This window comes from Mesorhizobium sp. LjNodule214 (assembly GCF_964252735.1).
GTDB lineage: Bacteria > Pseudomonadota > Alphaproteobacteria > Rhizobiales > Rhizobiaceae > Mesorhizobium.
Window position 1 is genome coordinate 1,339,958 of sequence record NZ_CAXUPE020000002.1, and the last position, 20,539, is coordinate 1,360,496.

Annotated in this window: 23 protein-coding genes; 8 read left to right on the forward strand and 15 right to left on the reverse strand. The window is 61.2% G+C overall.

Features of this window, described 5'->3' with window-relative positions; translation table 11 throughout:
* Nucleotides 1–69: 69 nt before the first annotated feature.
* A complete protein-coding gene (locus tag ACSQ3Z_RS20190) occupies nt 70–963 on the reverse strand; it encodes a branched-chain amino acid aminotransferase (protein WP_436173049.1) in 894 nt (297 codons plus the stop codon).
* Between the two features lie 248 nt (nt 964–1,211).
* Between ACSQ3Z_RS20190 and ACSQ3Z_RS20195 the strand changes: the two genes are divergently transcribed.
* Both ACSQ3Z_RS20195 and ACSQ3Z_RS20200 read left to right on the forward strand, forming a co-directional pair.
* The gene (locus tag ACSQ3Z_RS20195) at nt 1,212–1,745 is read left to right on the forward strand and encodes a MarR family winged helix-turn-helix transcriptional regulator (protein ID WP_436173050.1); all 534 of its coding nucleotides are present in this window, start codon (nt 1,212–1,214) and stop codon (nt 1,743–1,745) included.
* Complete coding sequence (locus ACSQ3Z_RS20200) at nt 1,732–2,451, forward strand: response regulator (RefSeq protein WP_006202527.1); 720 nt, start codon at nt 1,732–1,734, stop codon at nt 2,449–2,451. The genes ACSQ3Z_RS20195 and ACSQ3Z_RS20200 overlap by 14 nt, the downstream gene beginning before the upstream one ends.
* Before the next feature lie 44 nt (nt 2,452–2,495).
* On the opposite strand, the gene ACSQ3Z_RS20205 is transcribed toward ACSQ3Z_RS20200, so the two are convergent.
* Nucleotides 2,496–3,590, reverse strand: coding sequence for a tyrosine-type recombinase/integrase (locus tag ACSQ3Z_RS20205; protein ID WP_436173051.1), 1,095 nt, complete (start codon nt 3,588–3,590; stop codon nt 2,496–2,498).
* The gene (locus tag ACSQ3Z_RS20210) at nt 3,587–3,850 is read right to left on the reverse strand and encodes an XRE family transcriptional regulator (protein WP_436173052.1); all 264 of its coding nucleotides are present in this window, start codon (nt 3,848–3,850) and stop codon (nt 3,587–3,589) included. The genes ACSQ3Z_RS20205 and ACSQ3Z_RS20210 overlap by 4 nt, the downstream gene beginning before the upstream one ends.
* Before the next feature lie 376 nt (nt 3,851–4,226).
* Here ACSQ3Z_RS20210 and ACSQ3Z_RS20215 point away from each other — a divergent pair, with 376 nt between their 5' ends.
* Entirely contained in the window at nt 4,227–4,571 is a 345-nt protein-coding gene (locus ACSQ3Z_RS20215) for a hypothetical protein (RefSeq protein ID WP_436173053.1), read from the forward strand.
* A gap of 89 nt (nt 4,572–4,660) precedes the next feature.
* A complete protein-coding gene (locus ACSQ3Z_RS20220) occupies nt 4,661–6,175 on the forward strand; it encodes an amino acid permease (RefSeq protein WP_436173054.1) in 1,515 nt (504 codons plus the stop codon).
* A 27-nt stretch (nt 6,176–6,202) separates the two neighbouring features.
* On the opposite strand, the gene ACSQ3Z_RS20225 is transcribed toward ACSQ3Z_RS20220, so the two are convergent.
* On the reverse strand, nt 6,203–6,604 hold the full coding sequence (locus ACSQ3Z_RS20225) for an MAPEG family protein (protein ID WP_436173055.1): 402 nt from the start codon (nt 6,602–6,604) through the stop codon (nt 6,203–6,205).
* Nucleotides 6,605–6,814: 210 nt separating this feature from the next.
* On the opposite strand from ACSQ3Z_RS20225, the gene ACSQ3Z_RS20230 reads away from it, so the two are divergent.
* Nucleotides 6,815–7,720, forward strand: coding sequence for a LysR family transcriptional regulator (locus tag ACSQ3Z_RS20230; RefSeq protein WP_436173056.1), 906 nt, complete (start codon nt 6,815–6,817; stop codon nt 7,718–7,720).
* Here the strand turns inward: ACSQ3Z_RS20230 and ACSQ3Z_RS20235 are convergent.
* The 5 genes from ACSQ3Z_RS20235 to ACSQ3Z_RS20255 all read right to left on the reverse strand — a co-directional run bounded on the left by ACSQ3Z_RS20235 (nt 7,704) and on the right by ACSQ3Z_RS20255 (nt 13,321).
* Entirely contained in the window at nt 7,704–8,408 is a 705-nt protein-coding gene (locus ACSQ3Z_RS20235) for a peroxiredoxin-like family protein (RefSeq protein ID WP_436173057.1), read from the reverse strand. The genes ACSQ3Z_RS20230 and ACSQ3Z_RS20235 overlap by 17 nt on opposite strands.
* A 140-nt stretch (nt 8,409–8,548) precedes the next feature.
* Nucleotides 8,549–9,895, reverse strand: a complete 1,347-nt coding sequence (locus ACSQ3Z_RS20240) for a dihydrolipoyl dehydrogenase family protein (RefSeq protein ID WP_436173058.1) — start codon at nt 9,893–9,895, stop codon at nt 8,549–8,551.
* A 19-nt stretch (nt 9,896–9,914) separates the two neighbouring features.
* A complete protein-coding gene (locus ACSQ3Z_RS20245; RefSeq protein WP_436173059.1) occupies nt 9,915–11,309 on the reverse strand; it encodes an NAD(P)/FAD-dependent oxidoreductase in 1,395 nt (464 codons plus the stop codon).
* Between the two features lie 45 nt (nt 11,310–11,354).
* A complete protein-coding gene (locus ACSQ3Z_RS20250; RefSeq protein ID WP_436173060.1) occupies nt 11,355–12,512 on the reverse strand; it encodes a patatin-like phospholipase family protein in 1,158 nt (385 codons plus the stop codon).
* Between the two features lie 26 nt (nt 12,513–12,538).
* Entirely contained in the window at nt 12,539–13,321 is a 783-nt protein-coding gene (locus tag ACSQ3Z_RS20255) for a 3-hydroxybutyrate dehydrogenase (RefSeq protein ID WP_436173949.1), read from the reverse strand.
* Nucleotides 13,322–13,592: 271 nt separating this feature from the next.
* Between ACSQ3Z_RS20255 and ACSQ3Z_RS20260 the strand changes: the two genes are divergently transcribed.
* Nucleotides 13,593–14,504 (forward strand): LysR family transcriptional regulator, encoded by a 912-nt coding sequence (locus ACSQ3Z_RS20260; RefSeq protein ID WP_436173061.1) that lies wholly within the window; start codon nt 13,593–13,595, stop codon nt 14,502–14,504.
* Between the two features lie 64 nt (nt 14,505–14,568).
* Here ACSQ3Z_RS20260 and ACSQ3Z_RS20265 read toward each other — a convergent pair whose 3' ends face one another.
* The 6 genes from ACSQ3Z_RS20265 to ACSQ3Z_RS20290 form a co-directional block, all read right to left on the reverse strand.
* Nucleotides 14,569–15,033 (reverse strand): DUF302 domain-containing protein, encoded by a 465-nt coding sequence (locus ACSQ3Z_RS20265; protein ID WP_436173062.1) that lies wholly within the window; start codon nt 15,031–15,033, stop codon nt 14,569–14,571.
* A 44-nt stretch (nt 15,034–15,077) separates the two neighbouring features.
* Nucleotides 15,078–16,280, reverse strand: coding sequence for an MFS transporter (locus ACSQ3Z_RS20270; protein ID WP_436173063.1), 1,203 nt, complete (start codon nt 16,278–16,280; stop codon nt 15,078–15,080).
* A 92-nt stretch (nt 16,281–16,372) separates the two neighbouring features.
* The gene (locus ACSQ3Z_RS20275) at nt 16,373–16,855 is read right to left on the reverse strand and encodes a cupin (protein WP_436173064.1); all 483 of its coding nucleotides are present in this window, start codon (nt 16,853–16,855) and stop codon (nt 16,373–16,375) included.
* A 192-nt stretch (nt 16,856–17,047) separates the two neighbouring features.
* Nucleotides 17,048–17,962, reverse strand: a complete 915-nt coding sequence (locus tag ACSQ3Z_RS20280) for a LysR family transcriptional regulator (protein ID WP_436173065.1) — start codon at nt 17,960–17,962, stop codon at nt 17,048–17,050.
* A 236-nt stretch (nt 17,963–18,198) separates the two neighbouring features.
* Nucleotides 18,199–18,474, reverse strand: a complete 276-nt coding sequence (locus ACSQ3Z_RS20285; protein WP_436173066.1) for a hypothetical protein — start codon at nt 18,472–18,474, stop codon at nt 18,199–18,201.
* 193 nt (nt 18,475–18,667) lie between these two features.
* Complete coding sequence (locus ACSQ3Z_RS20290; protein WP_436173067.1) at nt 18,668–19,000, reverse strand: hypothetical protein; 333 nt, start codon at nt 18,998–19,000, stop codon at nt 18,668–18,670.
* Between the two features lie 171 nt (nt 19,001–19,171).
* On the opposite strand from ACSQ3Z_RS20290, the gene ACSQ3Z_RS20295 reads away from it, so the two are divergent.
* On the forward strand, nt 19,172–20,026 hold the full coding sequence (locus ACSQ3Z_RS20295; RefSeq protein ID WP_436173068.1) for a patatin-like phospholipase family protein: 855 nt from the start codon (nt 19,172–19,174) through the stop codon (nt 20,024–20,026).
* Nucleotides 20,027–20,256: 230 nt separating this feature from the next.
* On the forward strand, nt 20,257–20,526 hold the full coding sequence (locus ACSQ3Z_RS20300; RefSeq protein ID WP_436173069.1) for a BufA1 family periplasmic bufferin-type metallophore: 270 nt from the start codon (nt 20,257–20,259) through the stop codon (nt 20,524–20,526).
* Nucleotides 20,527–20,539 lie beyond the last annotated feature (13 nt).

The following is a 20,539-nucleotide window of genomic DNA, read 5'->3' on the forward strand; positions in this document are numbered from 1 at the left end:
GCAGAGATGCTGAAATAAAAGGGGCGGCTCGAAAACCGCCCCTGCTTGACAAAAAAGCTGTGACTTTCGTTATTCTGCAGCAATCGCATGCTTCGGTTGCACTGCAACAGAATAGTCTTTCATCAATGTCTTGGCGATCTCGCCGACCTCGAATCGGTAGGGTCCAATCTCCGCCACGGGCGTCACTTCAGCCGCCGTCCCGGTGAGGAAGCACTGCTCGAAGCCTTCGAGTTCTTCCGGCATGATGACGCGCTCGATCACCTCGATCCCACGATCCTTGGCAAGGCCGATGATCGTGCGCCGGGTGATGCCGTCGAGGAAGCAATCGGGCATCGGCGTGTGGATCTTGCCGTCCTTGACGAAGAAGATGTTGGCGCCGGTTGCTTCGGCAACCCGGCCGCGCCAGTCGAGCATCATAGCGTCGGCATAGCCCTTGGCCTCAGCTGCATGCTTGGACATGGTGCAGATCATGTAGAGGCCGGAAGCCTTCGACTTCGACGGCGCGGTGCGCGGATCGGGACGACGCCACTCCGCCATGTCGAGGCGGATGCCCTTCAGCTTCTGCGCCGGATCGAAATAGCTCGGCCACTGCCAGATGGCGATGGCGCAATTGATGCGGTTGTTCTGCGCCGAGACGCCCATCTGCTCGCTGCCGCGCCAGGCGATCGGGCGCACATAGGCGTCCTGGAACCCCTGCTTCTTCAAGAGTGTGCGGCACGCGTCGTCGAGTTCGGCGACCGAGTAGGGTATCTTGAAGCCGAGCAGGCGCGCCGATTCATGCAAGCGCTCGGTATGTTCGGTGAGCTTGAATATCTCGCCGCCATAGGCGCGCTCGCCCTCGAAAACGGCACTGGCATAATGCAGGCCATGGGTCAGCACATGGATCTTGGCGTCGGCCCATTTGACGAACTCGCCGTTCATCCAGATGAAGCCGTCCAACTGGTCGAAAGGAACGGATGCCATGATAACCTCCCGCGGGTGCCACCCCGCATATCGTTGTATCGTTGTGTGTTTCGTGTCGGCCCGCACCGGGCGACCGGGTTCTCAAAGCGTAGGCGGATATTTAAGCTCTGGCAAACTCAGGAAGTTCCGGAAAAACGGCTCACCCTTGCCTTTTCGTTCGCAATCCGCCGAAAAGCTTGCCAAAAATTACCATTGCCGGGAAATTGCGTCAATAGTACTGACATAATTCCCCTTTGCATGGAGACAAGATGACGGATCGAAGCCCCGCAGCCGGAAAACCGATCAGGACGGCGATCACCGACGAGGACGGCATCGACTTCGCCATCATCGAACTGTTTTTCTTTGCCTATCGCGATTTCACCTCCGATCCCGACCAGATCCTGGCCGACTATGGCTTTGGCCGCGCCCATCACCGCGTCCTGCACTTCGTCAACCGCAGGCCGGGCCTGACGGTGGCCGAGTTGCTCGACGTGCTGAAGATCACCAAGCAGAGCCTGGCCCGCGTGCTCAAGCAGCTGATCGACACCGACCACATCGTCCAGTTGCAGGGTCCTCGCGACCGCCGCCAGCGTGAACTTTACCCGACGGCCAAGGGCCGCGCCCTGGCGCTGGCACTGGCGCGGCCACAGTCACGCCGCATCCGTACTGCATTGGAGGATTCCGGAGCCACCGAACGTGCCTCGATCGAACGCTTCCTGGAGGCGATGGTCAATCCGGAACTAAGAGCGCAGATTGACATTGTGCCTGCGAAAATATCGGGGAAGAGCCATGGAGACCATTGAGAGGGTTGATCATCCGACTGCACCGGACGATGACGCACCGCATCTGCTTGTGGTCGATGACGACACCCGTATCCGCAACCTGCTGAAGCAGTATCTGTCCGAGAACGGCTTTCGCGTCACCGTCGCCGGTAACTCCGGCGAGGCCAGGCGAAAGCTTGCCGGTCTCGATTTCGACCTGCTCGTGCTCGACGTCATGATGCCCGGCGAAACCGGCGTCGATCTCACCAAGGCGCTACGGGCGGAAAAGAACGTGCCGATCCTCATGCTCACCGCGCTGTCCGAGACCGACAGCCGCATCACCGGGCTCGAGGCCGGCGCCGACGACTATCTGCCGAAGCCGTTCGACCCGCGCGAGCTGATCCTGCGCATCAACAACATCCTGCGCCGCGGCGGCCCGGCGACGACGCCCAAGGTCGAGCAGCTGGTGTTCGGCCCCTATACGTTCCAGATTGCCAGGCGCGAACTGAAGCGTGGCGGCGAGGCGCTGAAACTGACCGACCGCGAGCAGGAGATCCTGGCGATCTTCGCGGCGCGGGCCGGCGAAACGATCCCGCGCCACGAACTGGTCGGCGACGATTCGGAAGTCGGCGAGCGCACCATCGACGTCCAGATCAACCGCCTGCGCCGCAAGATCGAGCGCGACCCGTCCAACCCGGTCTGGCTGCAGACGGTGCGCGGTATTGGGTATCGGCTCAGCGTGGAATAGCGGTTTCTCAACGAAGCGTTTTCAATACGTTACGGGTCAAACTGTCAAACCAAACTGTTTGGTTTGACAGTTTTTGTTCCTGCTCCGTGCTCGGCGATGGCATTCATCGCTTCATGAGCCAGACGCATCTGATCGACGGCCTCGGTGTAGCGAACGATCTCATCAAGCTTTTTGTGGCCCGTGATCGCCTTGATCTGGTGGGGTGTGCACCCGGCTTGGGCGAGGCGTCGGCTACATGCCTTCCTTAGACCATGCGGTGAAAGCCCCATGGCGCCGCTTGCCAGATCCTCACGCAAGCCAGCTTCGCGGACACAAACCCGGAACCAGTTTGTGAATGATTCGGGCTGGAACGGCTTGTCATATTGCGTCAGGAGAAAGGTGAGGTTGTCCTGGGGCCGGGCATCGAGCGTGCCTTTGAGGTGTGCATGAAGCGGGATCGAGACGGCCGTGCCTGTCTTTTGCTGCCGAATGGAAAGGACGTCGTTCTTGACGTGCTGGCGGCCCATGCAAATCACATCCGAGCGCCGCTGGCCCGTAAACAACAGTAGATCGAGAGCGAGTCGGGCACGGGTGCCCTCTGCGTGCGCCGCGTAGAACGCGACAATGTCCTGCTCCTCCCAAGCAATGAATCCACCCGACTTGATTTTCATCCGTCGTATCCGGATCGTCGGATCGTCCTTTCGCATCCCCATGTCGATGGCGCGCCCCATCAGGAGCTTCATCATCTTCAGCAGTTCGTTGGCCGCGCCAGGATGTTCAGCCTTCTTGTCCATCATCTTGAGGACGTGCTTGCGCTCGAGTGTGACGACCGAGCCAATGCCGTATTCAATCCGAATGCGCTCGAGTGCGTTTCGATACGTCTTCTGGCTCGCCTTTGCTAGATTTCTGAAATCTGCGCTGCCGTAATAGGAGAGGATCAGCGCCGCGATTGTGCCGGGCTGGGTTCGACTAGCTCCTATCACGGTTGTTGGCGCCGCCCTGCCGGCTTCCCACGCCTTCAAAGCCGCGCCATAGGCGTCCATGAACTCGGTCGAGTATGGAAGACCTGGTAACGCGGTGTTCGAGTGTCTGAAATAGTGCCGCGGCCGGCCGGTTCGATCAATGAAGGCTTTGACGTGCTTCGGCAGCTTACGCTTCATTGGACGAGCCGATCCCACTCGTTGTCGCAATCTTGAGACTCGGAAATCCCGCTCAGGTCGTCAAGCGCCCTCTCGAGTGCGCGGACATCCCAGCGCTTGACGCCAGGAAGCGGCAACGGAGGCGGCATGATGCCGGCACGCACCAGCTTGTCGAAATAACCGACACTAGCACCCACAAAGCTGGCGGCTTCGGGACGGCCAAAGACGCGGCGGTCCGATGGCGGCAAGGCGTGTATAAGCCCGCAGGTGATCATCGTCATGGCAGAATGCTCCTTCTGCTTGACGTATAGCGCTAACTGCCGCCGAGAAGCCGAAGTTCGACAAAAAAGTTGGAACCGAAAACGGCCATGCGACGAGTAGGGTTTGCGAGAGAGGATTGAACTCTGGACTACTATAATAATATCAATATGTTACGAGATATTTTGTAACATTGTGACGCCCGTCAAAATGACCTCCATCGCTCGCATTTGAAGTTGGCGTGCGTCGCGTCACTTTTTATCACCCTCGGCGATGCTGCGTATGCGGAGGACGGCGTGGCGCCAACAGGGCTTGGCCACCATCCATTCATATTGATGGATTTATTGAACTCGCGCGAGCATACTGACTGAATGCGTTCCTTTAGCGAGGAATAAGCTGATGCGCATCGGCACGAGAAGCGTTCCGATCGAATACTACACACTTAGGATTGCCGGGCCGGCCGGTTCGCAAGCTAGCGTAGAAAGCGCGATCGTCGGCTACCTTGCAGACCGACCAATCTTCGGCTCAGTCACAGATATCTCCGGCACCCGCTATCGCTACGTTGGGCTTGCAGCACGCCTTTCTGACGGGCGTTACGATGTCGAATCGCTCTCCCCTGGTGAATGGATCGTCGAGCCCGGACTGATCTACAGATCGGAAGGCACATCGCTCCGCGTCAGGAGAAGGGGCAGTAACTCGGCCAGCTTAGCATCAACTTTTCACAACTGGTGGTTCAACCAGTGAGCCTACGACGTCGAAGGGCAGTGACGGGATTGTTTAGCAGATCGCCTTGCATTTGGAACAACCTGTAAATTAGCAGAGAGGGACAAACGATGGCTGGGGATTCCAAGAAACATGAAGGGGGTGTCTCCTATCACATTCCCGGTTCGGAATATTTTGAAAAACGTGTGTTGAAGCGCCACGCCGGGGTCTTCTCGCTTTGGGCACTTGGCGTCGGCGCTGTCATCTCGGGCGACTTTTCGGGCTGGAACCTTGGCTTTGCCGTCGGTGGTTGGGGCGGCATGTTCGTCGGGACCGTTTTGATCGCCATCATGTATCTTGGCCTGACCTATTCGATTGCCGAGATGAGCCCGGCGCTGCCGCATACTGGCGGGGCCTATTCTTTTGCGCGCACGGCGTTCGGTCCGTGGGGCGGCTTCATCACTGGCATAGCGGAGAACATTGAATATGTGCTCACCCCGGCGGTCGTGGTCTATTTCATCGGCACCTACATGACGGCCATCACTGGCACCCCAAACGCCTGGCAGCCGGTCTGGTGGCTCGTCGGCTACCTGATCTTTGTCGGGCTGAACGTGCGCGGTGTCGCTCTTTCATTTAGAGTCACTGTGGTCGTCACACTCATCGCTCTAGCGATCCTGGTTTTCTTCTTCGTTAGCGCACTGGCGTCGGGACAGTTCGACTTCGCCAAAAATGCCATGAATATCGGAATCGGACCAGACGGGGCCGCGATGGCGCTGCCGGACGGGCACGGGCCGTTCTTGCCATTCGGCCTCAGGGGCATTTTCGCAGCGATGCCGTTCGCAGTCTGGCTGTTTCTCGCGATTGAACAGTTGCCGCTTGCATCTGAGGAATCGATTGATCCCAAGCGAGATATGCCCAAAGGCATCATGCTCGGCATGTTCACGCTGCTGGCCACGGGTTTCCTAATCCTGATCATTAACCCGGCATTGCCTGACGGTTCCTTCGCCTACGGGACGTCCGGCGAGCCGATCCTTGACGGCTTCAGGGTCATTTACGGAACGGGCTGGGCTAAGATCCTAGCGCTATTTGCGGTCGCCGGACTAGTAGCGAGCTTTCACGCGATCATCTTCGCCTATGGGCGACAGATCTATTCGCTGAGCCGTGCGGGCTATTTCCCGCATTTCCTCTCCGTAACCCACGGCGAGCACAAGACGCCGAACGTGGCGCTTATCGCAGGATCGCTCGTGGGCTTCCTGGTGATGGTTGTGATCTGGTTCACCCAAGGCGGCGGGGCCGCCGGCACTTACATCGGTGGCACTCTTCTGAACATGGCCGTGTTTGGCGCTATGTTCTCATATCTTCTGCAGGGGCTGACGTTCCTGCAACTGCGCCGCCGTTTCACGAATATCGAAAGGCCCTATAGGAGTCCCTTCGGCGTGCTCGGTGCGTGGCTGACTGTGATCATCGCCTTGATCACCATTGGGTTCCAGCTTACTGACCCGCTATACCGCCAGGGCGTCATCGGGGTAGCGGTTTGGTATGCTCTGGCGATCGTCTATTTCGGCGCCTATGGCCGCAGGACGCTGGTCTATTCGCCGGAGGAGGAATTCGCCGTCAAGCAACGCGAAGGCGCTACCTCGAAGTAGGCGGATAAGAAGGTTAGCAAACCGTCGCTATAGGTCGGGCCAGGCTGACGCAAAAAGAAGAAGGGCAATTCCAAGGAACCCAACGTTCCAGACGAGCGAGCGGATCAGGGGGACGCCTGCTGCGTAGAGTGGAAGGTAAACCAGTCTGGCTGAAAAATAGAGGCCAGATCCCCATTCGCTAAGGGCGCTCTCACGGCCGAGCGCACGGACTAGGAGGACTGCAGCCACGAACACCGGGAATGTCTCGAGGAAGTTTCGAAGCGCCCGTTCCAGCCGTCCTGCGACCCCGGTGAGCGGGGGCATTTCGGCGTCACGAGAGCCGGCTGTCCAACGATAACCTCGTTGAAGACTAGCTGCGTGGGAAGCGATAACAACTTGGATTAGAAAGAGCACACAGCTTGCGACAAGCATCCCCAGCTCGAAATTCATCTAACTCCTCCCTACCGACGCAGCCTTATCCCAAGACTTTGATTCGGCGCATCGTAGCCCCGCCCATCTACCAAAGGGAACCGACATTGCAAGTTCGCAAGCTTTGCCGACATTCAGTCTGAGGCGCGGCCGGCGCAAGCCTTCCATTGCATTAGTCTCCGAACATATCGTAATTCATAGCCGACCACTTCGCTGAGGGGGCGAAAATTCATGGAGATGCAGCAGGTCCGCTATTTCCTGGCCCTGTCCAGCACCTTGAACTTCACCAGGGCAGCTGAAGAGTGCAACGTCACGCAGCCTGCGCTGACGCGCGCGATCAAGACACTTGAAGACGAGTTGGGTGGAGAACTCCTTCGGCGCGAGCGCCAGCATTCCCATCTGACCGAGCTTGGACGACGCATGCTGCCCTTGCTGCAGCAGTGCTACGATGCTGCTACGTCCGCCAAGTCGCTCGCCAAGGCCGTGCAGAGCAGCGACGTGGCACCGCTCAACGTCACCATTTCCAACAGCGTCAACATCGCACTTCTGGTTTCGCCGTTTACGGAGCTTTTCCGGGCCTATCCTGGGGTCCATCTCAAGATCAACCGCGGCTCGCCGACCGCTGTCGTCGATGCGCTGAAGAACGGCGAGGTCGAGTTGGCCGTCGCCGGTCCGCTGGGGCAAGCTTGGGATCGGCTCGACACCTGGCCGCTGTTCCAGGAAGGCATCGAGCTCGTCGTGAATTCCGATCATCCGCTTGCCCGCCGTAACGAGGCCGATGTCGCCTTGAGCCAATTGGCCGCAGAGCCCGTGCTCAGCCGGATCGATTGGGAAACGAGCGAGGAGCTGTCGCGTTGTCTTTCTGCGAAGGGTCTGGCGCCGCGGACCGCGCATGAAGTCGAGACCGACCATGATCTGCTGGCGCTGCTGGAAGCCAACGCCGGAGTTGGCTTCGTCTCGATGACCGCGCCGCGCTCGCCGAACACCCGTAGGCTCAAGCTCCGCGACTTGGACATTTCGCGGATCGTCGCCGTCTATGCCGTCGCCGGCCGCCATCGTTCGCCGGTGGCGACGACGCTGCTCAACCTGCTGCGGTCGACCGACTGGTCGACCTTCGGCGTCAGCGAGCCCGCCTGAGCGCCGCGATCAAGTCGTCGATGTCCATCCGCTGGCGGTAGTCCGGATCGACAAAGCGATCGGTAATGATGCCATCCGTGCCGACGACGAAAGTCGCGGGGATCGGCAAGAACCAGCTGGCGTTGCCTTGGTAATTTGGCAGATCATACGCAACGCCCATCAACCGCTCCATCTCGGCCCCTATCCAGATCGCAAGGTTGAGCGAGAGGGCGTAGCCATTGTCCATGTCGGTCAGGAATGGAAACTTGGCGCCTACGGCGGCTTTCATCGCCTTCGCGAACCTGCGGCGCTCGGGCATGATCGCCACGACCTGGCCGCCCAGCGCCGCAATCTCCTGCTGAGCTTCGACGATGCCAATCGCATTCAACCGGCAATAAGGACACCAGTGCCCGCGCTGAAAGGTGATCACGGCCGGACCCCGGAGGAGGATGTCGCGTAGGCCAACCAGTCTGCCCTCGTCGTCAGGCAGCAGGAACCCCGGCATGACATCGTCGGGAGCCGGCGCCATCGCTCCGGCCCCTTGTTGCTCCAGGCGCGCCACCAGGCGGTCCACTGCGTCGGCGAAATCCGAGTTCAGGCGGCGCACAGCGGCCGCAATCACGGCGAGCCGCTCGTTCAGCGGTGCGTCGAGTTCTATGGCAGCCTGGACGGACTGTTCGAATGTCATTGCCTGGTCGTCGACGGCCATTTCTGCACTTTCATGGGTTGCACGCAGCCTATCATCGAAGCCTGTCGGCGAAGGCCATGCTTTTCTCGCATGGTTTTGATGCCCCACGTGCATTAACGCAGGAGAGGTTCGTATTCTGTTCGCCGCCTCCCCTCAATTCGTTACATCATGTTCCTGATGTCAGAGGCGAAGGTCGGGAAGCCGTAGACCGTTTCGGACAGCTGCGATGCGGTGATGCCATGTTTCATGGCGAGCGCGAAGATGTGGATCAGCTCTTCGCCGGCATGGCCGACCATGTGGGCGCCGACGATCCTGTCCGTCGTTTCCTCGACGATGATCTTCGACCACGCCACGGTTTCGGCATAGGTCCTCGCGGACAGCCAGCTCCGCATGTCGTTCACATGGACCTTGACGCCAAGTCCCTGCTCTTTCACCTTGGCCTCGGTCAGGCCGACGCTGGCCAGGGCCGGGACCGTATAGAGCGACGCCGGTATCTGGCCATAGTCCGGCCGGTGTCTCGGCCCATCGACGATGTTGCGACCAACGATGCCGCCCTCATAGGTGGCTACCGGCGAAAGCTGCGGAGAATTCCACACTGCGTCGCCGCAGACATAGACGTCCGGGTTCGAACGCGAACGCAAATGATCATCGATCTCGATACGTCCCTCTCGATGCACGATGACGCCGGCGCCAAGATCGAGCCCCTCGACATTGGCCACGCGCCCGGCGCAATTGACAACCCTGTCCGCGTCCGCTGCGCACTCGACGCCTTCGGCCACAAAGCTAACGCGCAACCGTCCGTTGGCCTTATCGATCCGCTTGACCCAAGCCAGGGTGCGGACACGAATACCTATGCGTTCGCTCTCGCCACGGATCCGGGCAACGGCATCGGCGTCGAATGTTCCAAGCAGATGCGGCAGTGCTTCGAGGATTGTCACGGCCACACCGGCGCGCGCATAGACTTGGCCTAGTTCGAAGGCAATGACGCCACCGCCGACGAAGACGGCCGCGCGCGGCAGCACCGGGTCGTTCAGGACATCGTCGGAGATGATCATATGCTCCGCGCCCGGAATCGGCAGTGGACGCGGCTTCGAGCCGGTTGCGATGACGATGTTCCTGGCTTCGAGTTCGCGGCCGTCGACGCTGATGGCATTGCTGCCGATGAACGCGGCCTCGCCGACGATGACATCGACGCCGCGCTTCGCCATCAACCCGGACAGGCGGGACGGAATGTCGCTGATCATATCCTTTTCGCGGTCGATCAGAGCCCGCCAGTCAAGTCTCGGCGTATCGACCGTGATGTCGAGCCGATCGGCTCGTTCGATCTCATGGAGCGCATGGGTCGCCGCGACGAGGACCTTCTTCGGGGTGCAACCGCGATTGGGGCAGGTGCCGCCGAGGTCGCGCGCCTCTACCATGGCCACCGACAGCCCGGCGGCGCGCGTGGCCACGGTCACGCCCATCCCGGCATTGCCGCCGCCGAGGATCACGACATCATACTTTTCCACTGTCTTGCCCTCCCGAGATTCAATGCAGTTTGACTCGCGGTTTGGTGCGCTGCGCCAGGACCCCGGCGATCGTGTCCAGCGCGGTCTTCAACGTCCCGTGCACTGCCTTGAGGTGCATCTTGTAGAGCGAGCGATACATCAGCCGGGCAAGCAGACCTTCGATCTTCAATCCGCCGATCAGGCTGCCGAAAGAGCCGTAGTCGGCCAGCGAAACGAGCGAGCCGTAGTCGCGGTAACGGAATGCCGGCGCGGCGCGTCCCTCGAGACGCGCGGCGATCACCTTGACCAGGTGGTCAGCCTGCTGATGGGCCGTCTGGGCGCGCGGCGGTAAGGGATTGTCCTCGCCGGGCAGGACACAGCTCGCGCAGTCGCCGATCGCAAACACGTTCTCGTCCCCTCTGGCTTGCAATGTCTCATCAACGACCAGGCGATTGATGCGGTCCGTCTCGAGGCCATTGAGCTGTTTCAGGAAATCCGGCGCCTTGATGCCAGCGGACCAGACGACGAGCTCGGCCGGCACAAAAAGCTTCTCGCCAAGCCTGATGCCGCCCTCCGTCACGTCGGTAACCTTGATCCCGCAGCGTATTTGAACGCCCAGATCAACGAGCAGGCGTGCCGAAGCTCGTGCGAGGTGTTCCGGCAAGGCCGGCAGGATGCGCGGCCCGGCCTCGACGAGGGTGATGCGGATCAGCCTTTCGAAATCGATGTTGTCGAGGTTGTGCGAGGCAATCTCCCGCATCGACTTGTGCAGCTCGGCAGCCAGCTCGACACCGGTGGCCCCGGCGCCAACGATGACGCAATGTAGCTGGCCCGGCGACAGCTGCTCGTATTGCGCATTGGCGCGCAGGCACGCGTCTATCATGCGCCTGTTGAATCGGGCGGCCTGATCGGCCGTATCGAGCGCAATTGCGTGAAGGGCCGCTCCTGGCGTGCCGAAATCGTTGCTGACGCTGCCGACCGCCAGCACCAGCGTGTCATAGCCCAGCACACGTGGCGGGATGATCTGCCTGCCGTCGTCGTCAAAGCTTGGGGCGACAAAGATTTGACGTTTGGCGCGGTCGATGCCGACGACCTCACCGATGCGGTATCGATAGTGGTGGCGACTGGCATGGGCGATGTATTCCACCGCGTCGTTCGATGGGCTCAATGTGCCCGAGGCGACCTCGTGCAGGAGCGGTTTCCAGATATGGGTGCGATTGCGGTCAACGAGCGTGACAGATAGCCGCCGCTTGCCGAACTTGCGGCCAAGGCGCGTCGCCAGTTCCAGCCCGCCCGCGCCGCCGCCGACGATGACCACGCGATGCAGCGCGCTGTCCGCATGGGATGGCGTCTCCGGTATCGTGCGGAAAAGCGCGGCGTCGTTGGCGAGCACGGCTTCCGGAACCAGCCGCATCCCAGGAGTGATGATCTGCATCGCTAGTCTCCGTCTCTTTCCTCAGGATCGCCGTGTTTGAGCAACTCACTCTTGCGATTCGTGAATGACGATGCCCTGCAGCATGTCGACGTCGCATTCCCATGGCTTCTCCGCGAGGACGCGCTGGCCGTGCTCGTATCCGGCCTGCCAGCGCGTGCGGATGCCTGCGCGGGTGAAGTCGATGTCCTTGGTGTGGTCTTCGCCATCGAGCCGCGGTGAAAGCAGGCGCACGAGATGCATGACCGACGGGCAGCCATAGGACGCCAGTTCCTTGAACATCGGATCCTCGCGCCGCTCCTCGGGGACGAGCCTTCCCATTTCACGCACGACGTGCCGCAGACGATGCAGTTGCTCCTGCCGCGCCACGTGGCTGCGGCCGCGGCTGGCGTATTGAAGATCCTTTTGCCGCCCCATGACCTGCCAGATGGACTTCGGCTCTGTGGCGCGGGGCTGCCACATGTTGACGGCGAAGATCAGCGCGTCGCGGCGCGGACGCTCGTCCAGCACGACCTCGATCGGCGTGTTCGAATAGATGCCGCCATCCCAATAGGGCTCGCCGTCGATGCAGACCGCCGGAAAGGCCGGCGGCAGGGCGCCCGACGCCATGATGTGCGCGGGCGAGAGGGTCATCTCACGGCTGTCGAAGTATTTGAGCTCGCTAGTGTTGACGTTGACCGCGCCGACCGTCAGCCGCGTATGGCGCCGGTTGAGATAGTCGAAGTCGATCAGGTTGTTCAGGGTCCGCTTGAGCGGATCGGTGGTGTAGTAGGAGGCGTTCTCGACACCCACTTCGCGGTTCACCCCGAACATGGCGCTCGGGTTCGGTTCGAAGAAGCCCGGTATGCCGCGCATCACCGTGCCCATATTGGCAAAGACGTTGCTTGGAACCATCATCCGGAAAAACTCGTCGAGCGGGCTGCTCCGGCTGACGCCGTCCCAAAATTCCTGAAGCCTCGGCAGGCGGTCTTGCACCTCGTTTCCGGCAATCAGCGCCGCGTTGATGGCGCCAATTGAGGTGCCGATGACCCAATCCGGCTCGATGCCGCCCTCTACCAGCGCTTGGTAGACGCCGGCCTGATAGGCTCCGAGAGCGCCGCCGCCCTGCAGCACCAGAACAGTCTGGCGCTGGACCGAACCGTCGGCGACGTGGCGGGCCTCCGGGGCAGGTTCCGACGTCGAAGGATTTCGGGTGATCTTGTTCATGGTCGTTGCGCTCCTTGTTGCCGGTTTCAATGGGCGGTCCAGCCGCCTTCGATCGGCATGATTGCGCCGGTGATCGAGGCCGCGTCATCCGAGGCCAGGAACAGGCAGAGTGCCGCTACCTGGGCTACGGTCACGAACTGCTTGGTCGGCTGGGCCGCAAGCAGCACATCCTTGATGACCTGTTCTTCGGTGATCCCGCGTGCCTTGGCCGTATCCGGTATCTGCTTCTCGACCAGCGGGGTGAGCACGTATCCGGGGCAAACCGCATTAACGGTGATGCCCTGCTCGGCGACTTCCAGCGCAACCGTCTTGGTCAAGCCGGCGACGCCGTGCTTGGCGGCGACATAGGCGGATTTATATGGCGATGCGACAAGGGCGTGGGCGGACGCAACGTTGATGATGCGGCCCCATTTGCGCGCCTTCATCGCCTTCAGTGCGCGCCGGATCGTGTAGAACGACGACATCAGATCGATCGCCACGACAGCCTCCCATTTCTCTATCGGGAAGTCGTCGATCGGCGCGACATGCTGAATGCCGGCATTGTTGACGAGGATGTCGACCGCGCCGAACTCGGCGATCGCCTTGTCCATCATCGCGGTGATCGCGCCGCCCTTGCTCATGTCGGCATTGTCGTAGCGAACGGTCACCCCATGGTCGGCGGCGAGCTTGGCCCGCAGCAGTTCGATCTCGCCGGTATCACCGAAGCCGTTCAGGACGATGTTGCAGCCCTTGGCCGCGAAGGCCTCGGCGATGCCTTGGCCGATGCCGCTGGTCGAGCCTGTGATGAGTGCTGTCTTTCCTCTGAGCATCGTCGTTTCCTTCAGTTGGAGCTGCTGCCGAATGTCCGGCACACGGCTGCTGGCAACGGTCTTCCGCGCCCAGGTCTCGAGTTCTGGGCCAAGTATGGCGAGCCGCTCGAGGCAGCGGAAATGCCGTTGAGACATGGATTCGATAGCCGACGGTCAGATCGTCAGTTCGACGCCGTCGCTTCAGCCGCCTTGGCTTGTTTGACGTTAGGGCAGCTAGTAAGATCGCGCCGCAACACGGGTCGTGCCGTATGTTGGCCCGATGGGAGCGGCAGTGGAGATCAGCCAAGTCAGATATTTCTTGGCAGTTGCCAAGGAACTGAACTTCACCAGGGCGGCCGAGCAGTGCAATGTCACGCAGCCGGCGCTCTCACGCGCGATCAAGCTGCTCGAAGACGAATTTGGCGGTGCGCTTTTTCATCGTGAGCGACGCTTCACCCACCTCACGGAACTCGGCCGCATGGTCGAGACCTATCTCGAGGGTGTTTTCGAGAACTCTCGCCAGGCAAAGCAGATCGCCGAGCAATATGTGCATCTGAAGAGGACGCCGCTCAGGGTCGGCATCATGAGCACCATCGCACCGGACGAGATCATCGAGCTCATCTCATCCGTCCGCGCCCATCACCCTGGCGTGGAGCTTCATCTTTGCGACGCGGACGCCAAGAGCTTGCGGCGACGGTTGCTTGAGGGCGATCTCGAGGCAGCCATCTATGCGTTGCCGTCGAATGTGCCTGACGAGGAAGTGCACTCTCTGCCGCTTTTTCAAGAGCAGATGGTGATGGCTGTTCACCTGGCTCATCGTCTGGCCAACCAGCGCAGTGTGCGGGTGAAGGACATGAGCAATGAAAGCTACATCCACCGCAACAACTGCGAGTTCGCCGGCTATGCGGATGCTATTCTCGCCGAGCAGGGCGTTACCGTCAGTCCCGTCTACTGGAGCGATCGTGACGATTGGACACTTGCGATGATCGCAGCCGGGCTTGGTTTCGGTTTCATGCCCGAGCATACCGCCAAACACCCGGGCGTGGTGGCCTTGCCGATCACCGAGCCGGAATTCTGGCGCGAGGTCAATCTCGTCACCGTGCGCGGCCGCAGGCATTCGCCGGCGGTTGGCGCACTGGTGCGCGAGGCCACGCAGAAGAAGTGGTTCGGCGAGCGGGCGAAGGCACTGTCCGCCGCCGAGTAGCCTCGCTGCTCGAAACAACCTGCATCGCACGCCCGAGCGGCGGAACTCCGGCACATATCCGCGCTCAGTTCTTTTTGATCGTCGAGGTCACGGACTGGATGACTTCGGTCGCCATCTTGAACTGCGGCGCGCGGTCGGCAATGCCATGCCGCTTGGCGATCCAGTCGAAATCGCTGTAGGCGGCGTAAACCGCACCATCCGGTGTCTGATAGACCAGCACGCGCACCGGCCAGTCGAGACCGGCTTCGGGATTGGACGTGATGAAGGTCGTGCCAAGCGCCGGGTTGCCGAACATCACCAGCCGCGACGGCCTGACATCATTGCCGGCATTGTTGCCAAGCCTTGCCTGGTCGATGACGCCGAAGAACTTGATACCCTTCTTGAGGACATCCTTCTTGATGCGGGCAACGGTCTCGGCGACGGAATAGTCGCTCTTGACCGTGACGACGCCATCCGATGCGGCGGCCGAGATGACGATCGCCATCAGCATGGCGGCGCCGGCAAGCAAGGTTTTCAGGTAGGTGGTCATGTCAGTCTCCTTTGTTGAATGGTCAAATTTTCGGTCGTTGGATCTCACGCCTTTGGCGTTTGCAGCACGCGCGCGACCACGATCGCGCCGGCGAGGACCGTGACGAGCACGGCCACGCATACGGCCCAGCCGATCCGGTCGTAGATCTGGCCGATGACGAAGCTGCCGGCGAGCCCGCCCGCATAGTAGGAGGCGAGGTAGATGCCGCTTGCGGCGGCGCGGTCGCGCGAGGCTGTCCGGCTGACGTGCCCCGTGGCTATCGCCTGCGCCAGGAAGGTGCCGATGGCGACCAGCGCCATCCCGGCAAGAACGACCGGCAGGCTGGTCGTGAGCAACAGCAGCAGACCGAGGATCGCCAGCGCAAGTGTTGCGCCGACGCCGATCCTTGGGCCGAGGCCCGCAGCGACACGCCCGGCGAGCGGCGTGGTCAGCATGGAGGGCAGGAAGACGAAATACACCAGCCCCAGCGCCATCGACGACAGCGATAGTGGCGCGGCGACGAGCTGGAAGTTCACATAGGTGAACGTGCCGATGAAGACGAAGAGGATCAGGAACCCGATCGCGAAGCAGGCGCGCAGCTCGGCGTTGTCCAGCAGCCCCTTCCAGGCCGCGCGGGCAGGCTCGCCTGTCGTGTCGGCGCGCATCATTGCGGATGTCTTTTGCAGCGTAAGCCAGACAAGAGCGGCACCGAACAGATTGAGGGCGGCGAAGGTCAGGAAGTTGGTGGAGATGCCGAACGTGTCGGCGACGGCGGCAGACATCAGCCGCCCGAAAAAGTTGCTGGCGACATTGCCGGTCACATAGGCCGCAAGCGCGCTCGTCGTCTGCCGCGCCGAAAAATGCTCGGCCAGGTAGGCCATCGTCAGCGTGAACGCGGTCGACATGCACAGGCCTTGCGCCACGCGCAGCAGGGCGAAGACCACAATACTGTCCGTCTGCGAAAGCAGTGTCGTCGGGATCGCCAGGATGGTCAGGCTGATCCAGATGCCATTGCGGCGATCGATGCCGCGTCCGAAAAGAGCGACCGCGATCCCGGCCACCGCCATGCCGAACGTGCTGGCATTGACGGCGAAGCCCATGGCGGCGCGGCTGACGCCGAATTTTATCACCAGCGAAGGCAGGATGGCCTGGGTGGCGAACAGATCGACAAGTGTGAGAAACGCGATCAGGGCAACGAGGCCGAAGCGCCAGCTGTCGGCAGCCACCATGCGCAGCCGAGTCGGTTCCGTGTGTTCACTCATCGTCATGACAGGGCTCCGTGGCCACACGTCCTCAGGCGACCGCCTGAGGACGTGTTTTCAGTTGCTGATGCTGGGATTTGCTCACCGCGATGTGCGGTTCACATCATGTGGTCGTCGGGCATCGCAGGCGGCAGGACGTCGGCCGAATAGAGCACTGCGGGCACCTTGCCGTTATTCTTCCACCAATGGGCGAGCTGGCCGAACTCGGCGGTCACGTCGCCGGCCGGATGCTCGATCCCAACCTTGCAGGTGCTGCGATACTCGGTGATGGAACCCTCGACGATCAGGATGTTGGCGGGGCGGACATTGTGCTCATGCCACGGCACGACGCCGCCGGGCTGAACGACGAGCTTGCGAAGGCGCAGCATGTTGCCCTTCCAGGCTTCGCCCTTGCTGCTCAGATCGATCGCCGAGAGAACCGTGTCGGTAACGCCAACCGGCTTGCTGGGATGTTCCTGGACGTCGGTCGTGGCAGCCTGGCCGGCAGGGCAGTCGCCGGCGACGGCCGGAGCAGCGGAAAACGCAGCGGTTGCGGAAAGCAGCCCGACCGCAAGCGCAAGATTGAGTTTCTTGGAAGCCATGTTGTATTTCTCCTTTGTCGGTGCCCAAACGCGGGAGGCGGGGCATGGCAAGGAGAGTGACCGGCGCGGCAAGGAAAGAGAAATGCTGACTGGCTCTCAATTCGATACCTGAAAACTATCATCGACCATCGCAACTGCAAAAAAACGCACGACAAGACTTGTCGCGCGCTACCAGAATTTGTTCGTTTTGCTTCAGGCTGCGGTCTTGCGGATCGCTTGGACTATGGCGCTTTCCGGCCAGCCATGCGCCTTGACGCTGTTGACGAAGGCCGAGGCCGCGGGCGAGAACCTGCGTCCCGCCACGACGACCAGGGATACCTCCCGCCAGACTTCGGGGTCGATGACCGGCCGGACCTGCAGGCCGGGGATCACTGCGCTGAACTCCGGGATGAAGCAGATGCCAAGCCCTCCGGAAACCATGTTCTGGATCCAGTCCTCGCGCTCGCTTGCGTAGGAGATCCTGAGCTTCACGCCGCGATCATTGCACAAGCCCGCGAGGTGATCACGATACTCGCAGTTGAGACGCCTGAGATAGTTTTCACCGTCGAGTTCGGAGATGGCGACATTATCGTTGCGGGCCAGCCGATGGCCGTTTGGAAAGGCCAGAACAAAGCGTTCGCGATAAAGCGGGGTGACATCGAACCGGTCCGGAAAACTGTCGCTCGACGCCATGATGGCGACGTCGATCTCACCTGACTCGAGCAGTTGGGAGAGCGATGCCGGCACGCCTTCGACCAGTTGCAGCTGGATGCCCTGCTGGCGTCGGTTGAAGTCGGTCAGCAGGCCGGTGAAGCGGCGCGGACCGATGGTGCACATGACGCCGACCTTGAGGTTGGCGTTTTCCAGGCACAAAAACCGCGACGCCTCCTGCCGCACTCCAGTCAGCTCGTCGAGGATCTGCTGGAACCGGGGGCGCAACAGCACGCCCAGATCGGTCAGGTGGGTCAGGTTTCGTTCGCGGCGAAACAGCAGGCCGCCGACCTCGTCCTCGAGCTGCTGGATGGCGCGCGATAGCGCCGGCTGGGTGACATTGCACTTTTCCCCGGCGCGCGTGAAGTTTCGCGTCTCGCACACGGCAAGGAAGTAGCGGATGTGATGAATGTCCATGCCGATTTGTCCCGAATTGCAAACGAGGCTTTTCGTAGCATCGGAGCCTGCCGCAAAGCCTGTCTCGGCGCCAATGCACTGCGGCTATAAAGTCGATAGCGGTCCGTCATGGCGCGATGATCGCGCGTGGCTCGCATCGTGCGCGGCGCGGTAGCTGGGACCCGCCGAAAAGATGATGGCGAGCAGGCCGCTCGCCATCGTGTCGTGCCGGTGTTGCCTGGGACGGGCGAGGCAGCTCAGTTGGCGCCGCCGAGCGCCTGCAAATTGGCGCAGAATTCGGCATGCGGCTTGCTCATTGCCGCATCCTGGCATTCCTTCATCATCGCGCCCTGCTTGTCCTTCGACATCGCATCCCAGGCGGCCCTGAATTCGGCCTTGGGCTTCATCGTCTTCATGCTGGCGTCGGTGAAGAAGGGTGCCATGTTGTCCGGTTCGTCGAGCGCACCGGCGAACGCAACGCCACTCAGAACGGAGAGTGCAAAGGCGCCGAGGCAGATAGCTTTGATGTTCATGGTTTGATCCTTCTCTGGAGTTAAGCAATCGTCCCATCGACGACTGCGGCAAATAATCGGCAGCAATCTAAAACTCTGCGGTTCCTGCTTGCCGAGACGAACTTTGGTGCAATCGGCCGTCAACTTGCCAATGCCATCCGCCTATGGAGTTTATGCCGGCTCTGCATTCCGCGCGGGTTGGCCGGCGCCACAGTCAATTGGCGCCGCCAAGCGCCAATACATTGGCGCAAAACGCAGCGTGGGGTTTGCTCATGGCTGCGTCATTGCACATCTTCATCATCGTGTCCCGATCACCCCGGGGCGTGGCCAGCCAAGCCTTCTTGAAACCGGACATTGGCTTCATCGTTTTCATACTGGCGTCCGTATAGAATGTCGGGAGCGACGCCAGATCGCTGAAAGCATCGGCGGAGGCAGCCCCAGCCAAAAGACCGAGAGCGATCGCCCCCAGGCAGACAGTTCGTATTCTCATGACACGCTCCTCTATCTGTGCTGAAGGCTTGCCGGCGACCGTCGCGTCGCTGTTCAAGGCAAAGATCGTAGTATCCTGCCTGCCTGGCAAAGCTTGCGACGCGCGAGGCATCGCAGCCAATGCAATCTGCCTATGGACTCCATGCCACCTTGGCATTTCGCCAACAGGAGATGATGCGGCAGTCTCTCCATCAACGCCCCACCTGGCGTTTGGGATGGAGACTGAAAGATGCATATCCAGACCGGAACCGAAATTGACCAAGCCGTCATTGCAAGACCTGCAGCGGAAGAGCGGCAACGCGTGGACATTGTCCTGGCAAGCGACGCACACGGCGCCTTTGTCTGGGGTGTGCTCGACCGCTTGCTCGATGAGCCCGGCCTTTCCTTCGGCAACATCACCGCTTCCGGCTTCGGCGCGATGGAGGCGGCGGTTCTGGCCTACGGCCTGGCCCTGGGCGGCCGGCGTGGCGCACGAACGGCGCTCACCAACTTCTGGCGACGCATCAGTCATGCAACGATGTTCGCGGCCGATACCGCCAATCCGCTGAGATCGATCCTGGAACAGTCGATCGACATTGCGGAGATCCGCAAGGAAAGCTGCCCCGTGAGACTTAGCATCCAAGCTTCGAATGCCCGCACCGATGCGATGAAGATTTTCACCAGCGATCAATTGTCGATTGACGCGGTCCTGGCGGCGGCCACGATCCCCTTCCTCTTCCCGGCCGTCGAGATCGACGGTGACACGTATTGGGGCGATGGCGACGTTTCGGCTTTGCCGCTGGTTCAGCCGTTTGAAACCGGCCATCGGCTGATCGTCACCGGCAAGCCCTTATTGTTCATGGCGCCTTGTCAGGATCGCCGTCTCGCCGCCAGTCCCTGTGCGATGACGTGCACGCCAACTCACACGATCTTCGACAGCCAGCATCGGGCCGCCTCGGCGCTGTTCACACGGCCATGGACCGACTGGGGTGAGTTGACCGACATGCGAGACAGAGGACGCGAACGAGCCGAGGATTGGCTTCCGGCCGATCATCACGTTGTAGACGGCTGCTCGGCCGTCGACAGCAAAACCCGATACGTCTAGGCGCCTCCTCCCGCCTAGCCGCGCCTGCTTCGCCCCGCAAACGAGCGCAGGCGCCAAGCCCTCCGGTTCCCCGCCGGAGGGCTTTTTGCATTAGGGCCCTTCAACATAGTGACCGCGTATCAAATCCATGCCGAGACAGCATTTCAGCTCGGCGGCCGGATCGGGGACACTGCTTGCAGACAGGCCGCAAGGTCAGTCTTTCCCTCGAAACGCAAACAGGAGACACGACCGTGATCAACACCAGGACCCTCATCGGATCGGCCCTCGCGGCCGCCACTTCGCTGGCCGCCACGGCGGCCTATAGCGGCCCGGCCGCCCAGCCCAACTTCTCGTTCGAGAAGTGCTACGGCGTCGTCAAGGCCGGCCAGAACGATTGCCAGACCGCGACGCATTCCTGCGCCGGCACCTCGACCGCCGACAACCAGCCGGATTCCTGGCTCTACGTGCCTGCCGGCAGCTGCGCCAAGATTACCGGCGGCAGCGACAAGTCGAAAGCCTGACCGATCCAGACTT